We start from the raw sequence: 14220 nt of genomic DNA, 5'->3' as shown, positions 1-14220 counted from the left end.
AGATCAGGAAATGGGCCGAGGCTCCGCTCCATCGAAGAATCCGAACGCCTGCGATGCTGCTCGTTTCGAGCAGCGACCGGCGTCCGCTCTTCCGCTACCGGCTGCCGGCCCTCACGTCGGGCTCCGCACATCGCGGCTCGCCGCACCACCGCGGCACAATCCCGGTTCCAACTCGACCGGACAGGCCCTAACGTGGCGGAAATGACGGACCAACTGACACCCATGCCCGACGACTGGCAGCGCGCACTGGCCATCGTCGCCCACCCCGATGACCTGGAGTACGGAGCCGCCGCGGCGATCGCCCAGTGGACCGCAGCGGGACGCGAGATCACCTATCTGCTGGTCACCCGCGGCGAGGCCGGGATCGACGGCCTCGAGCCAAAGGAGTCGGCCCGGATCCGCGAGGCCGAACAGCGGGCCAGCGCGGCCGTGGTCGGTGTCACGGCGGTGGAATTCCTCGATCACCCTGACGGCGTCATCCAGGACGGCCTCGAACTGCGCCGCGACCTGGCCGCGGCGGTGCGCAGGCACCGGCCCGAGCTGCTCATCACGCTCAACCACCACGACACTTGGGGCGGCACGGCCTGGAACTCCCCCGACCACCGAATCGTCGGCCGCGCCACGCTCGACGCGGCGGGCGACGCGGGCAACCGCTGGATCTTCCCCGACCTGCCGGACGCGCCGTGGGACGGCGTGCGGTGGGTGGCTGTGGCCGGGTCCCCCCAGGCCACGCACGCGGTGGAGGCCACGCCTTCGGGAGCGGAGCGGGCGGTGGCTTCACTGGCGGAGCACCGGGCGTACATCACGGCGCTCTCCGACCAGTCCCCGAAGGACTACGCCCAGTCCTTCCTCCAGGGCATGCTCGACATGGCCGCCCCACGCTTCGGGGGCGTCCCAGCGGTGACGTTCCAGGTCTACCCCCGCTAGTTGCCGGATCAAGGAGCGTTTGCCATGCCATCGAGGACGAGCAGCCCGTCATCTCCGCCTGGAACGTCCCATAGCCGCAGACCACCCGCTCCACGCCTGCCGCACGTGACTGTGCCCCGGCGCGCATCCGGCGCCGGGGCACAGTCGAGGTCGATCACCGGGGACTAGCGCACCGTCGCGTTGAAGACGGGGGAGGCCGTGTTCCCGCTGACGATGCGCAGGCTGTTCTTGCCCTTGAGGCCGAGCTTGACGCCCAGCGAGTAGGCGCCGTTGCGCGCGACGGGGACGGAGGCGGGCAGCATGACCCACTTGCTGCCCTGCCTCTGCTGCAAGGTCACCTTGGTGCCCGCCTTGAGGCCGGTCGTCGTGCCGGTGACACGGAACAGCTGCCACGCCTTGACGGAGCCCACCGACGGCTTCGCACTGATGGTGGCCTTGGCGGCGAGTGACTTCTGCGCGACGGAGGTGCTGGCCGTCGCCGGAGTCGCGGCCATCGCGGCGGTGCCTGCCAGAGCGACGGAGGCTGCCGCGATGGCGCTGACTACGGCGATACGCAGGGAGTGCCGCTTGGTGACGATCATGGTGGTCCCCTCCAGTGAAGCTGTCGGTTGTCACACAAAGGCAAGACAAATGCCATTGGCGTGGTTCTCACCAGAAGAGATGTTCCGTCACGCGAATGCGTTGTCGGCGCGGTGTCACTGTCCTGTAACAGGCACGGCCGGCTCCGTTCACGTGTCGTGCGATGGCGCGAAGGCTGTCACCGCGCTCGATGCGTTCGTGGATTTACTGGTGGCGTTCACGGGTGCGGGTGACCAGAGGCCGTGGCCGTCCATGGATGTCCAGTTCCGTGTGGTCTGGGTTCTCCTGAGGCCGGCTGTCTTCAGTCTGATCGTGATGGGAGGTGAGAGGTTCTCGCAGGTCGGCACGGTGTCGGCCTACAACGCGTTCGACTGCTTCGGCCAGATTGTGCAGGAGGTGCCAGGCGTCGGCCACCTGCTGGGCCTGCGGGGCGCCCGCCTGGGCTCCGTCACGGAATGAATCGGCACGGTCGCGGCAGATGATCCGCACTTCGGGATGGTTCCGCAGCCATGATGCGAAGGTGTTCGCGGCGCGAGCGAGAACGTCGATCGGGCGGTGGGTGGACATGTCGATGAGGATCGTTGCGTAGGTCCGCCCGCGCCGCAGGGCGAACTCGTCGACACCGAGAAGCGGGACATGGGCCGAGGACGGGAGTGGCAGGGCGCGGATGAACCGGAGCAGGGTGTCCTTGCAGGTGCCGATGGACATGCGTTCGGACAGGCGTGCTCCTGCCCTGCCGCCCAGGAACAGGGCCAGGTCGGCGAGCTGGGCGGTGAGAGCGTCCGTGCGGCGTGCGTACCGACGCGTCAGGGCCGGTATCTGCTCGGTGAAAGTGCGGCGGTCACACTGATCGTTGTCACACAGGAGTCGGCGGGCCTGAAGTTCAAGTCGTACACGCTTGCCTGCCACCGGACGATCCGCCAGAGTCCGCGGGTAGTAGCAGTGCACCCTCGCGGATCGCCGTCCATAGTCGGGACATGCTGCCGACGCGGCCTGAGACCTTACGGCGAGCCGGACCTCCGTCTCCGTGAGTGTCACTCGATCGATCCGAACCTCGACACCTGGCAGCAGAACGTCCGCGATGCGGACCCCACCCATCACACAGAATTGATGCCCAACCACCCCCAAAATAGCGACAGAGCGCAGAAGCTGAGCCAGAACCCGTGAAGTAGCAGCGATTGGTCAAGGGTTTGGGCAGCAGCCGGCGATCTTGTGTGCTCCGGATGTCCACCAGAAATGACGTCATCCGACGACCGAGATCGCCTCAAGGCAACGGGATGCCGGTTCTGCGCCTCGGCCGATGATCCGGGCTGGTTCGCGAACCGTTGGCCGATCCGTTCGAGGAACTCCTGCAGGCTGGTCGCGGCGACACAGAAAGAGGCGACCATGGTCACTACCGGGTCGAGCACATGTCGGATCACGGCGGTCGGGCGGCATCTTCTAGGATCTGAGACATGGCAACAAGACTCGTACAGATTAATATGAAGGCCCAGGACGACTCCGTGCTCGGCCGGTTCTGGGCGGAGGCACTCGGTTGGGGTGTCGACAGCGAGGGACCTGGCGTGACCAACCTCGAACCCGTGGGCTTCGTCTACCCCGACCCCGTGGCCGTCTGCATCGACATCGTCGCCCGCCCGGAACCCAAAACGGTGAAGAACCGGGTGCACCTTGATCTGGCCACCACCTCGACCGCCCATCAGGCGGAGTTGGTCGCGCGCCTGAAGGATCTCGGCGCGACGCTCGCCGACGTGGGTCAGGGTGACGTCCCCTGGACGGTCATGGCCGACCCGGAAGGCAACGAGTTCTGCGTCCTGGAGCCCCGTCCGATCTACCAGGACACCGGGCCGATCGCCGCGGTGGTGGTCGACTGCACCGACCCACGAGGGATGGCCCGGTTCTGGGGCGAGACGATGGACTGGACGCTGCACGAGGTCACCGACGACCATGCGACCATGCGTTCCGCCAAGGGCGTCGGGCCCTACCTGGAGTTCCTCCGCACCCCCGATACCAAGAGCGTGTGGAACCGCGTCCACCTCGACGTGTGCCCCTACCCCGGTGACGACCTGGGAGCAGAGGAAGCCCGACTGCGCGCTCTGGGCGCCACCGACCCTGGTATCGACCGGTCCGCGATCTCCTGGACGGTTCTGGCCGATCCGGAAGGCAACGAGTTCTGCCTCCTCTCCCCTCGCTGACCTTGAGCAACGGCTCCGGCCGTTTCGGGTCGGCGGCGAGGACCGCGTTGCGTCAGCGCATGCCGCCGGTGAGGGGGACGGTGTCCCCGGGTGATTCAGCGCGCGTCAGTGGACGCCAGGAAGGCCAGGAGCGGGCCGCCGCTCCCTCTACGTCTCCTACCTGGCGGCCCTGGCACAGACCCGGCACACCTGTCGCGTTGCTGTGCGCGAGCCAGACCCAGATCCGCAGCGGCGCGGGCGTGCCGTGTGGGAATCCTTCGAAGCATGCACAGCCCTGCGCTACGAAGTATCGATCTGCGCGCCTCGCTACATCGTCGGGCCGGCGGATGACACATTCCGCCGGCTCCGCGACCTGCGCGACGTGGTCGCCGACGGATGCGGCCGGGCCAGCGACGAGTACATCACGGGCCGGCTGCGCTACGACGAGGCATACCAGTCTCTTCGGGATGCCATGCGGAGAGACCTCAACGCGGATGCCCAGTGCGTGCGAGCGTGTAGGAGTGGAGTTGGTCGATCTCGATGAATCCTGCTGAATCGTAGAGGCGGTTCGTTGCGGTGCGGTCTCGGTCGTCTCCGGCAGGAGCATCGTCGTCGACGTACAGGATCACCTCGGTGGCGCCCAGCCCGGTCAACACGTCCAGGGCAGAGCCCAACAGGGCGCGCCCCAGCCCTTGGCCGCGTGCGGATGGGGCCACTTCGATCCGCCACAGGACGCCGATGCCGTGGACGGGCGGGCCCACCACAGCCTCCGCGACCACGTCGGGGCCGTTGCGGATCTCCAGCCGTCGGGTGTTCTTGCCCGTGTCGTCGGCGCGGCCGATGTGAACGTGGGCGGCGTGAGGCAGGCCCGGGGTGGGCAGTGCGGCGCGCAGGTACCGCCACAGCCGCTCGCCGGTGAACCCCGCCCGCCGCAACGCCTCATCGGTGACCGCACGGTTCCGGACCGGCAACGCCTCCAGCCCCAGAGACAGCGCGGAGGCGATCTGGAACGCCTGGACCGGGCGCGGCGCCAGTGCGGCGACCGCGCGCCGGATCAGCAGGTCGGCGGTCCGGGCGGCCTCCCCGCAATGCAGCCACAGGATCACCCCCGTGTCGTCCTTGGGCCGGACGGCGTAGGACACCACGCCGAAGACGGCCCCGGTGTCCTCCACGACCACCTCGGTGGTGGGCTGGTCCAGTGCGGCCCACCACTGCGCATCTACTGGCGAGCGGCCCTCCAGCGCCTGATGGAGCATCGCGGGAGTGGTCGGCGGCTGGCCAGGGAGGCGGTCGGCGTTGATCAAGTGGAGAACAGCGGTCTGATCAGCCGGGGTGTACGGGCGCAGCGTGACGCCAAGAGGGGTGCTCACGGATACGACCCTGGCCGGGTGGATCCCTTTTGTCCAGGTGGGGGCGGTGCGTCGTGCGGTGCAACGCGCACACCGGTTGGGGTGGTGTCAGTGATCCGTGCTCCGTGCTCAATGGCTCCCTCGCACTGGGGCAGACATGGCGGCGGCCAGCCGGGGTTCCAGCGCCAGGCCGCCCACTGGTCGGCGTCGGCGAAGGGCCCGGCCCGGGGTGGGCCAGCGGGCCTGAGTCCCGGGCGGGCACGCGGTCACCAGCGCCTCGCCCGTGTCGGCGAGGACCCGTAGCGCCTGTTCACTCCACACCCGCCCGGAGCGGTGTACGTCACGCCGAACGACCGTTTGCCCCGTCTCGAAGGTCTCCACCAGTTCCTCCCTCGCGAGCCCGGCCGGGACATCCGGCAGGGCGGGCACCACTTCAGCGCGCGGGGACGAGGTGGGAAGCCGCCGTTCGGATCCTGTCCGGCCTCGCTGTCGTAGGGTCAGCCCAAGTCGAGTGTCTCCTGCGTGAAGTCGGCCGGGGCGGGGCAGGGGCGGCGGCGCGCTGGCTTGGCGTGCGGCTCTCCAGCGCTCGGTCAGCCGGGTGCTGGCCACGAAACGCCCCAGGCGGCGAGCTGTGCTCCGCCGGTTGCCGTTCGGTTGGGCGCCGATGGACGGTGAGGTGGACGGCAGCGGGGCATCAAGGTCAGGCAGCGAGACGGATGGGTGCCTGCTGGCCCTGTGGCAGGGGGCGGGCCAGGCGGCGGGCCCTGACTCCTCGAAACCGGCAGCTTCGCGCCCGCTCAGCATCCCGCCGGCCTTGCGCAGGGGGACGCTTCCTATTCGGGGCGGCCGTCGGCGAGCCACTGGGCGAGGCCGCTCAGCCCGACCGCCCACCGCCCGAGGTCGGTGACCTCGGCGTGCCCGGTGACGACGGTGAGCAACTCGGCCACCGCCTCGTCCGGCCGCTGGGCATCGTTGAGGGTCAGGGCGCGGAAGACGCGTACGGAGTCGGAGTCGGGGAACTCCCTGCGGGCGCGGTCGAGCACCACGAGCGACGTGTCCAGCTCGCCCAGCCACCTCAGGGTGCTGGCGTACTGGCACAGGCACCGGCGCAGGGCGTCACCGTCGAGGCCGAGGGCGAGGGCCCGCTCGTAGTAGCCGCGGGCGGTCTCTTCCAGGCCCGCGGTGTCGTAGGCGCCACCCACCTCGTATACAAGGACTGGGTGGTCGGGGTGTTCGGCGAGCAGCGCCTGGAAGTACGCGATCGTCGGCGCCATGTTCGCCCGGTCGCGCTGGTCGTAGCCACGCTGGATCGCCTCGGCCAGTTCGGGTGTCACGTCGGTCGTCACTACTGCAGCTCCCCATGTGTACGAGTGATCAACTGACCCTATCGCAGCCTCGTCCGCAGACAGTTGGACGTGTTCTGCCGGCTTCTGTCAGGCAGTGCCCCGGCGAGTTGGCTTTGGGCAGGGTTGTGGGCACGCAGTCCGCGCCCGGCCAGGTCGGGAGTGCGTCCCGCGTCCTCCGCGGTGGCTTTTGCCACTTCGGTCAGCCCGATGACACCGCCTCGAGCTGAGTCAGCTCGTCCATGCGCAGTGCCTGCCGGAGCTGGCCGCGCCCGAGACCGCCAACGGCGTGGCTGGACGATCTTGTCCGGACGGTCAGTGGACGTGGCTGCGGGCAGGACGCATCAGCTGGTCAGCGCTCCTGGGCTTCCTTGGTCGCCATTTCGTCGAGTCGTCGTTCGGCCTCGGCCCAGCTGATCGGGAGATCCGCGACGGAGGCGTCCCAGAACACGAACGTGGAATCGCTCATCGTGGAGCGCATCGCCTTCATGATGGAGCGGTGCGGCTCCGTCTGAACGAACGTCATGAGCTGCTCACGGCTCTCCCATGCGGACAGTGTCTGGAACGTCCGCTTGACGGGCCGGGCGACGAGCGAGGCGCCGAAGCAGCCTGGAGCTTTGCGGACCTGGCGCCACGCCGCCAGCGAGTTGAGGAAGAACCGCGGCACGTCCTTAAGGCTCCGGACCTCGAATCGCGACGCCATGATCAGCGCGGATTCGTGGCCTTCGGGAGAGTTGGGGGTGGTCCAGCGCAAGGTGGGCATTGAAGTACTCCTCGGTAGTGGCGTCGTGCTTGCCGGGGCAATCTGATGATGTCAGGGAAGGAGCGTGCGAGCCGGTCGAGTTGGGGATGACGAAGGTGTCGCCGGAGCGGACCGCCGCGAGGTCTTGGTCCAGTCCGGCCCGGTCCCGGTTGCTGGCGGTGAGCGAGTCGCCGCCCACGGACCCGGAGTGGAATGTTCAGTCCCCCATCGCCGTGCGATTGCGGCCAGGTTCGAGGGCGAGAAGGGAAGCGGCGGGGATGCCCTGGCGGAACGGACTGCTCGGGGGCCAGTGACTCAAGCCTCGCCCGCCAGGCGGACGTCGCTCGTGTCATTCGCCTGATCACCAAGGCTGATCAGCAGAGTGCGCAGGGTAGCGGCGAGGTCGCCTTGCCGGTGCGGATCGAGCGCGGCGAGGATGCGCCGTGAATTGTCGAGGTGGGCGCCGATGACACGGTCGATGAGCTCGCGGCCGGCGGGGGTGAGGGCGACGATGACCGTACGCCGGTTGGCGGGGTCGAGGTCGCGTGTGACGTAGCCCTTGGCGACGAGCCGGTCGAGCCGGTTGGTGATGGCACCGGCCGTCTTCATCGAGTGGCGGGTCAGTTCCCCCGCGGTCATGCCGCCGGGTGGGCCGGCGCGGAGGAGGGTCCCGAGGACGTCGAACTCGCCCATCTGCAGCCCGAATTCGCTGAAGAGCGCTTGGAACTCGCGCTCGACGATACGGGTCACCCGTGACAGGCGGCCGAGAACGTTCACGGGGGACGCGTCGAGGTCGGGGCGGACGCGAGCCCACTGTTCCACGATGAGGTCGACGGCGTCACGCTCCACGAGGACTCCTCAACGTTGAAATGTTCGACGTGAGATTACCACCGTGACGCACGCTCCTCAACGTCAATTATTTGAACGTCGAAGTGCCTTTCATGGGCGCCGAGTCACCGCCCGCGATCACCGCGCCTGCCCTCATCGGTGACACCCTGCGGCCTGATGCCGAATCACGATCACCCCGCCGTCCCTGGGCCCCAGCCGGCGTGCAGGGTTCGGGGCAGTCTCTTCTGGGGCGGTGCTACCGCCGCCCGTGCGGGGTCGTGGGAGCGACCTCGGCGAGCCAGGCGTCGGCGATCAGCCGGTGCCCCAGAGGGGTCGGGTGGACGCCGTCCGGGGCCAGCTCCGCCGGCTCCCGATCCTGCGCCGCGCGGGGCAGGACAAGGTCTGCGCGGACCACTTGGGCTCCGTTGTTCACAGCTGCCCGCAGGACGGCGTCGGTACGCGGCGACAGGTCCTCGAACCAGCGTTCCTGGTCCGGCCCGACCGGGAGCAGGAACGGAGTGATGACGACCAGCTGTGCGGACAGCTTGCTCGCGGTGTCCGCGAGCAGGCGGTCGAGGCACGCCTCGAACTCGTCGACCGGACTGGGGAGGTTTCGGTCGTAGCGCCGCCAGGTGTCGTTGATGCCGATCTTGACCGTGACGACGGTGGGCCGGTGGTCGATGACGTCAGTGCTCCAGCGGGATGCGAGGTCATACACGCGGTGGCCGTTGATCCCCCTGTTGATGATGCGGGGGCCGGGTCCGTCGTGCGCCCGCTCGCGCAAAGTCCGCGCGATCTCGCGGACGTATCCCTGGCCGAGCGATGCGGGATCCGCACGGTCGCGGCCCGCGTCGGTGATGGAGTCCCCGATGAACAGGAGCGTGTCGTCATCCTTGATGTGCATGTCTGCCGTCCTGGCGTTGTGGGCGGAGGACGGGACGCCTGTCGTGGCCCGTCGGATCACAGTCAACTACGTCTGACCGGATGGGGATTGATCTGCGGCGCGCCTGAGGGTCTGGGCCTCGCGGGCCAGCACCGCGGGGTCGTCGCCGGGGACGAACTCCAGGAGCGCCTCGACACCCCGGCCCGCGAGCAGGCCGAGCGCTGGAGCCCACAGGTCCCAGCGGTCCGCCAGTGGAAGCCTGTTGTGGCCGGGCCACCACGAGAAGACGTGTACGGCGGTGACCCGGTCGCCGAGTTCGACGAGCCCTGCCAGCGCCTCCTCGTCGGGGGTGTCCTGCGGCGGCTGCCAGTACGTGCGGACGTTGTCCGCGCCCACCTCGTCCAGCAGCCGCAGGGTCGAGGCGACGGTGTCGGTGAGCGTTCCGCCGTGGAACTCCGGCGCGAGCTCCAAGCCGTGGTCCGCGGCGATCCGGGCCGCCTCCCGCAGGCAGAGCACGGTTTCGTACCGCTCGTCCGGCAGGACGGACCGCGATCCGGTTCCCCCCGCCCAGACCCGTACCCGCGGCGCCCCGAGCACCACGGCGGCCTGGGCCACAGCGGGAAACGCCGCCAGCTCCGCGCGGGTGGCACGGAAATACGAACCGTAGGAACAACAGGCCAGCCCGTAGCGGTCGGAGACCTCACGCACCGCTCGGATCGTGCCGGGCTCCCCCGCCGGCGCGTGCACGTCCGCTCCCCACTCGATCACCTCCAGGCCCGCGTCAGCCGCGCGTCGCGCGACCTCGGCAGCGGGCAGCCGGCGGAAGGTGACCGAGCACAGGCCCAGGCGGGTCAGCCCGGTGTCCAGCCCGCCCGGCCGACCCAGCGGCGGGCGCTCCACCGCGGTCCGTCTGCTCTCCTCGGTCATGACCCTGCCTTGCTCGCGATGTGGCCTGCGGATGGTCTGCGATTGCCCGGCCGGTCCATCCGACCCGGTCCACCGCCCGGGGGTCGGGCGGACCGGGTCGGATGGACGGACCGGCGTGCGGTGCCCCGTCACCGGGTCTCGCTCAGGCGGCGTTCGGGCCCACGTCCGCAGCGGTCAGCGGGTGCCGCAGTACGGGCGCCGTCGCGTACTCGTCGGCACCGATGTCCCGTACGCTCCCGCGCTGATCCCCGTCGATGTCGTCGGCCACGACGGTGCCGCCCAGCGTGGCCGCGCCGATCGCCGGACTGCCGGCCGTCAGCCGCAGAACACCGTCCGTGCCCCGACCGAGCCGCGGGTCGGCCCGGGTGAAGCCCCCGGAGGGGATGTTGCCGTTGGCGGCCGCCCCCCACAGCAAGTTGCTCTGCCAGGTGAAGCCGGAGGTGGCTCCCATGGCGACGAGGCTGCCCGAGTCGCCGACCAGCAGGTTGTCGGCGATGGTCACGTCCTGCGGCTCGTACGTCCGCGTCTCGCCCGACAGCGTGCCGGCGTTGTTGATCAGGGAGTTGTGCGCGATCACCGCGCGGTCGCAGGCGTCGTTGCCCCGCCGCTGCTCCTGCGTCTCCCCCGGGGTGTGGTCACGGGTGGTGCCGCTGCCGACCACCAGGGCCCGGCCGGACAGCCCGCTGAGGTAGTTGTTGACGATCACGTGGTCGTTGCCGTAGACGCGCACCCCGTCGATGCCGCCGATCAGGTGGTTGCCCTCCACCCTGGAGCGATTGCCGTGCCGCAGCACGATGCCGCCGCGGCTGTCGCGGATGGTGTTGTACCGCACGGTGTTGTCCGAGGACTTCACCGAGATGGCCTCGGGGTCGCCGTTGCAGCGCTCGAACAGGTTGTACTCCACGTAGGCGCCGGCCGCCGACAGGGCCCGGCCGCTGACGCCGAGGCGGATCGGCTCGCCGCCGTTGTCCCCGGTGAAGGTGTGGTCGGAGAAATGGTTGCGGAAGATGTGCAGGTTCTGGGCCATGGCGGTCGAGCCGGGACCGTCGACGACGAGGAAGATGCCCGCGGTGGTCTTGTTGTGGAAATGGTTCCGGTCGATCTTCGAGTCGTCCGCCCGCACGACGACCCAGTACGGATCGCCGGTGTCCGCGAACTGGAAGTCGTTGCGGGTCAGCCGGATCGCCGAGCAGTCCGCCGGGATCTCGAGCGTGGTGCTCTGCCGGAAGGCGAAGCCGCTGATGGTGATGTTGCTGGAATTGCTGAGCACGAAGCCGCGTGCGCCCCGCAGCACCGCGCCACCGCGGGTCTCGGACACGATGGTGATGGGCGCGGCGCCGGTGCCGTTCTTGCCGGAGATGGTGATCGCGCTGCCCGTTGGAACCGTGTAGGTGCCGTCGGCGACGATGATCCGGTCACCAGGGGCGGCGCCGTTGATCGCGTTCTGGAGTGCTGCCAGGGAAGCGACCGGGATGTCGGCCGCCGATGCGCTGCCCGACAGCGTGGCGGTCAGGGCTGCGGCGCCAAGTGCGGTCACGGCGGTGCCTTTGAGGAACGTGCGTCGTTGCATGGTGCCTCCTGCGTCGAAGTGGGCGGGTGCGCTCAGCCGGCCTGAGGGCCGACATCGGCCGGGGTCAGGGGTCCGCGCCTCGGCGCCCGGCGGGAGTATTCGTCCGCGCCCACATCCCGGGCCCTGCCGCGGGGCTGTCCGTCGATGTCGTGGGTGATGCGCGGCCACCGCAGCGTGCCCGCGTCGATCGCCGGGCTGCCGGCGGCCGGCCGGGCGATGCCGTGCGGGTCCGTCACCAGCCTGGGGTCGACCCGGATGCCGCCACCGGCGGGGATGTTGCCGTCGGCGGCGGCACCCCACAGGAGATTGCCCGACCAGGTGAAGCGCACGGTGTTCGCCATCGCGACCAGTTGGCCGGTGTCCGCGACGAACAGGTTGTCCGCGACGGTGACGTCCCGCGGCTCGTGCGGACGCTGACTCTCCCCGGAGAGCGTGCCGTTGTTGTTCAGCAGGGTGTTGTACGCGATGAGGATCCGGTCGGGGGCGTCGTTGCCGCGGCGCGCCTCGGGCGTCTCACCGGGGAGGTGATCGCGCTCCGAACCGCTGCCGATCACCAGGGCCCGCCCGGACAGGCCGGCGAGGTAGTTGTTGACGATCACATGGTCGTTGCCATAGATCCGCACGCCCTCCGTGCCGTCGACGAGGTGGTTGGCTTCCACCCGGTTGCGGTTGCCGTGCCGCAGGACGATCCCGCCGAGACTGTCGCGGATGGTGTTGTACCGGATGGTGTTGTCCGAGCTCTTCACCGAGATCGCCTCGGGATCGCCGTTGGCGCGCTCGAACAGGTTGTACTCCACGACCGCGTGGGCGCTGGACAGGGCTCGGGGGCTGACGCCGAGCCGGATCGGTTCGCCGCCGTTGGAGCCGGGGAAGGTGTGGTCGGAGAAGTAGTTGCGGTACACGTGGACGCGCTGGGCCATCTCCTCCGTGTTCGCGCCCTCGATGCCGAGGTAGATGCCGAGGGTGCTCTTGCCGTGGAAGTGGTTGTGGTCGACGCTGCTGTCGTCCGCGCGCACCATCACCCAGTGCACGCCCTCGATGTCGGCCAGTTGGAAGTCGTTGCGGGTGAGCCGGATGTGCGAGCAGTCCGGGGGGAGGTCCAGGGTGTTCTTCTGCCGGAAGGAGAAGCCGCTGAGGGTGATGTGGCTGGACGCTTCGAGGAGGAAGCTGTGCTCGCCTTCCAGGATGACGCCGCCGCGCGTCCGGGCGGCGATGGTGACGGGCGCGCGCCGGGTGCCCTGCTTGTTCCGAACGGTGAGCGGGCGGTCCGGTGGGACGGTGTAGGTCCCGTCGGCCACGATGATCCGGTCACCGGGTCGTGCCCGGTCGATCGCGGCCTGCAGCTCGTCCAGCGTGCGGACGGCCGCCGGGGCTGAGCTGGCGCTGGCGCTCAGCGGTCCGCCGACGGGGGCGACGGCCAGCGCCGCCCCTGCCGCGGTGCCCATGAGGAACGTGCGGCGTTGCATGGTGCCTCCGTGAGGGTGTGGTGGACGGACGGTGTGCCGGCTGGCGCTCAGCCGGCGGCCAGGGTGTCCCGGGTGGTGTCCCCGGCGTCCTGGGTTTCCTGGGTGTCCAGGAACAGTTCGATGACAGGTACGGGGGTATCGGGGCGCCGGACCGGGAGCTGGAGCGTGAGCGTTCCGGCCGGCTGTCCGCCCATCTCGGTGTTGACCGCGGGCCGGTCCGGGTCGATGTGCACCGGGATGATCTCGGACGCGTCGTTGAGCAGTTGGGCGTAGCGCACCCGGCCGGCCAGGCCCGGCAGGTGCAGGTGACGCAGCGGCCAGGCGAACAGGTGGACGTAGAGCCGGTCGCCGCGCTGGGTGTACCGGCATTCGGCGGGGGCGGTGTACGAGGAGGGTCCGCAGCCGCGGATCGCCCGTTCGTGCAGTTGCGTCCACCGGCCGATCTCCTCCAGGACCGCGGTGTCGCGCGGGTCGAGAGCGCCGCGGCCGGTGGGTCCCACGTTGAGCAGCAGGTTGCCGCCCTTGGACACGCCGTCGACGAGCATGCGGATCAGCAGGTCGGGGCTCTTGTGGTCCAGGTTGTCCCGGTCGTAGCCCCAGCTGCCGTTGAGCGTCTGGCAGGCTTCCCACAGCACGGGTCGCCCGTTGTCGGTCATGGGACCGGACGGCTGGTACTGCTCGGGGGTGACGAAGTCCCCGGGAAGGCCGGTCCGGTCGTTGACGAGGACGTGCGGCTGCAGTTCGCGAATGGTCCGCAGGAGCTGCGGGGAGTCCCAGTCGTCGGGTCCCTTGCCGCCCCACCAGGTGCGCCCGGCATACGAGAAGTCGAAGAACAGGTAGTCGACGCGTCCGAACGAGGTCAGCAACTCGCGGACCTGGCCGTGCAGATAGCGCTGGTAGTCGCGGATGTCCCGCTCGGCGTGGGATGCCTTGAACGCCTCGTCGTCGCGCTGCGGATGGGTGCCGTCCACGGGGAAGGACGGATGGTGCCAGTCGATCAGCGAGTAGTAGAGGCCGACCTTGAGCCCCTCGGCGCGGCACGCCTCGACGAACGGCCCCACGAGGTCACGGCCGTGCGGGGTGTTGGTGACCTTGTACTCGGTCAGGGCGCTGTCCCACAGGCAGAAGCCGTCGTGGTGCTTGGTGGTGAGCACGACGTACCGCATGCCCGCCGCCTTGGCCGCTCTGGCCCACTGGGCGGGGTCGTAGCGGTCCGGGTCGAAGTGGTCGAAGTACACCTGGTACTGCTCGTCGGTCAGTCGCTCACGGTTTTTGACCCACTCGTGCCGTGCGGCGAGGGAGTACAGACCCCAATGGACGAACATGCCGAACCGGGCGGTGGTGAACCAGTTCGTCTCCGGGCCTCCTACGGGATCCGGGGTCGCGGACGGGTGCGCCGGCGGGGTGTCGGTGCTCGGAGTCATGGGGAATCGCT

13 protein-coding genes are annotated in these 14220 nt (G+C 69.4%); 2 read left to right on the top strand and 11 right to left on the bottom strand.

The genetic code is table 11. The features are described 5' to 3' along the window. The first annotated feature begins 201 nt into the window (after nucleotides 1-201). Nucleotides 202-927, top strand: coding sequence for a PIG-L deacetylase family protein (locus C6N31_RS31315; RefSeq protein ID WP_138355333.1), 726 nt, complete (start codon nucleotides 202-204; stop codon nucleotides 925-927). A 164-nt stretch (nucleotides 928-1091) separates the two neighbouring features. On the opposite strand, the gene C6N31_RS31310 is transcribed toward C6N31_RS31315, so the two are convergent. After that, nucleotides 1092-1508 (bottom strand): hypothetical protein, encoded by a 417-nt coding sequence (locus tag C6N31_RS31310; protein WP_198358681.1) that lies wholly within the window; start codon nucleotides 1506-1508, stop codon nucleotides 1092-1094. Between the two features lie 202 nt (nucleotides 1509-1710). After that, nucleotides 1711-2604: an ISL3 family transposase gene (locus C6N31_RS46185; protein ID WP_198358679.1), complete on the bottom strand. Its 894-nt coding sequence runs from the start codon at nucleotides 2602-2604 to the stop codon at nucleotides 1711-1713. A 356-nt stretch (nucleotides 2605-2960) separates the two neighbouring features. On the opposite strand from C6N31_RS46185, the gene C6N31_RS31300 reads away from it, so the two are divergent. Next, nucleotides 2961-3698, top strand: a complete 738-nt coding sequence (locus C6N31_RS31300) for a VOC family protein (protein ID WP_138355330.1) — start codon at nucleotides 2961-2963, stop codon at nucleotides 3696-3698. 464 nt (nucleotides 3699-4162) lie between these two features. Here C6N31_RS31300 and C6N31_RS31295 read toward each other — a convergent pair whose 3' ends face one another. From C6N31_RS31295 to C6N31_RS31255, 9 genes are all read right to left on the bottom strand, one after another. Next, nucleotides 4163-5047 (bottom strand): GNAT family N-acetyltransferase, encoded by an 885-nt coding sequence (locus C6N31_RS31295; protein ID WP_138355329.1) that lies wholly within the window; start codon nucleotides 5045-5047, stop codon nucleotides 4163-4165. Nucleotides 5048-5859: 812 nt separating this feature from the next. Beyond that, nucleotides 5860-6372, bottom strand: coding sequence for a tetratricopeptide repeat protein (locus tag C6N31_RS31290; protein ID WP_198358676.1), 513 nt, complete (start codon nucleotides 6370-6372; stop codon nucleotides 5860-5862). A gap of 349 nt (nucleotides 6373-6721) precedes the next feature. Next, a complete protein-coding gene (locus C6N31_RS31285) occupies nucleotides 6722-7132 on the bottom strand; it encodes a DUF3291 domain-containing protein (protein WP_138355328.1) in 411 nt (136 codons plus the stop codon). Nucleotides 7133-7426: 294 nt separating this feature from the next. After that, nucleotides 7427-7960 (bottom strand): MarR family winged helix-turn-helix transcriptional regulator, encoded by a 534-nt coding sequence (locus C6N31_RS31280; protein ID WP_138355327.1) that lies wholly within the window; start codon nucleotides 7958-7960, stop codon nucleotides 7427-7429. 235 nt (nucleotides 7961-8195) lie between these two features. Then, nucleotides 8196-8843 (bottom strand): SGNH/GDSL hydrolase family protein, encoded by a 648-nt coding sequence (locus C6N31_RS31275; protein WP_138355326.1) that lies wholly within the window; start codon nucleotides 8841-8843, stop codon nucleotides 8196-8198. Between the two features lie 66 nt (nucleotides 8844-8909). Next, nucleotides 8910-9749 carry a sugar phosphate isomerase/epimerase family protein gene (locus tag C6N31_RS31270; RefSeq protein WP_198358674.1) on the bottom strand — a complete coding sequence of 280 codons (840 nt, stop codon included), beginning with the start codon at nucleotides 9747-9749 and terminating at the stop codon, nucleotides 8910-8912. 142 nt (nucleotides 9750-9891) lie between these two features. Next, nucleotides 9892-11319: a polysaccharide lyase 6 family protein gene (locus C6N31_RS31265; RefSeq protein ID WP_138355324.1), complete on the bottom strand. Its 1428-nt coding sequence runs from the start codon at nucleotides 11317-11319 to the stop codon at nucleotides 9892-9894. Nucleotides 11320-11351: 32 nt separating this feature from the next. Next, the gene (locus C6N31_RS31260; RefSeq protein WP_138355323.1) at nucleotides 11352-12785 is read right to left on the bottom strand and encodes a polysaccharide lyase 6 family protein; all 1434 of its coding nucleotides are present in this window, start codon (nucleotides 12783-12785) and stop codon (nucleotides 11352-11354) included. 47 nt (nucleotides 12786-12832) lie between these two features. After that, nucleotides 12833-14209 carry an alpha-L-fucosidase gene (locus C6N31_RS31255; protein WP_138355322.1) on the bottom strand — a complete coding sequence of 459 codons (1377 nt, stop codon included), beginning with the start codon at nucleotides 14207-14209 and terminating at the stop codon, nucleotides 12833-12835. Between the last annotated feature and the right edge of the window lie 11 nt (nucleotides 14210-14220).

The organism is Streptomyces fildesensis (assembly GCF_016107395.1).
Taxonomy (GTDB): Bacteria; Actinomycetota; Actinomycetes; order Streptomycetales; family Streptomycetaceae; genus Actinacidiphila; species Actinacidiphila fildesensis.
Note: the sequence above shows the minus strand (reverse complement) of the source record. Positions and strands in the feature narration are given on the sequence as shown.

What these genes read in the sequence shown, in the direction of transcription:
- C6N31_RS31315 (WP_138355333.1), top strand. Translation starts at nt 202, where the DNA reads ATGACGGACCAACTGACACCCATGCCCGACGACTGGCAGCGCGCACTG.
- C6N31_RS31310 (WP_198358681.1), bottom strand. Translation starts at nt 1,508, where the DNA reads ATGATCGTCACCAAGCGGCACTCCCTGCGTATCGCCGTAGTCAGCGCC.
- C6N31_RS46185 (WP_198358679.1), bottom strand. Translation starts at nt 2,604, where the DNA reads ATGGGTGGGGTCCGCATCGCGGACGTTCTGCTGCCAGGTGTCGAGGTT.
- C6N31_RS31300 (WP_138355330.1), top strand. Translation starts at nt 2,961, where the DNA reads ATGGCAACAAGACTCGTACAGATTAATATGAAGGCCCAGGACGACTCC.
- C6N31_RS31285 (WP_138355328.1), bottom strand. Translation starts at nt 7,132, where the DNA reads ATGCCCACCTTGCGCTGGACCACCCCCAACTCTCCCGAAGGCCACGAA.
- C6N31_RS31275 (WP_138355326.1), bottom strand. Translation starts at nt 8,843, where the DNA reads ATGCACATCAAGGATGACGACACGCTCCTGTTCATCGGGGACTCCATC.
- C6N31_RS31270 (WP_198358674.1), bottom strand. Translation starts at nt 9,749, where the DNA reads ATGACCGAGGAGAGCAGACGGACCGCGGTGGAGCGCCCGCCGCTGGGT.
- C6N31_RS31265 (WP_138355324.1), bottom strand. Translation starts at nt 11,319, where the DNA reads ATGCAACGACGCACGTTCCTCAAAGGCACCGCCGTGACCGCACTTGGC.
- C6N31_RS31260 (WP_138355323.1), bottom strand. Translation starts at nt 12,785, where the DNA reads ATGCAACGCCGCACGTTCCTCATGGGCACCGCGGCAGGGGCGGCGCTG.
- C6N31_RS31255 (WP_138355322.1), bottom strand. Translation starts at nt 14,209, where the DNA reads ATGACTCCGAGCACCGACACCCCGCCGGCGCACCCGTCCGCGACCCCG.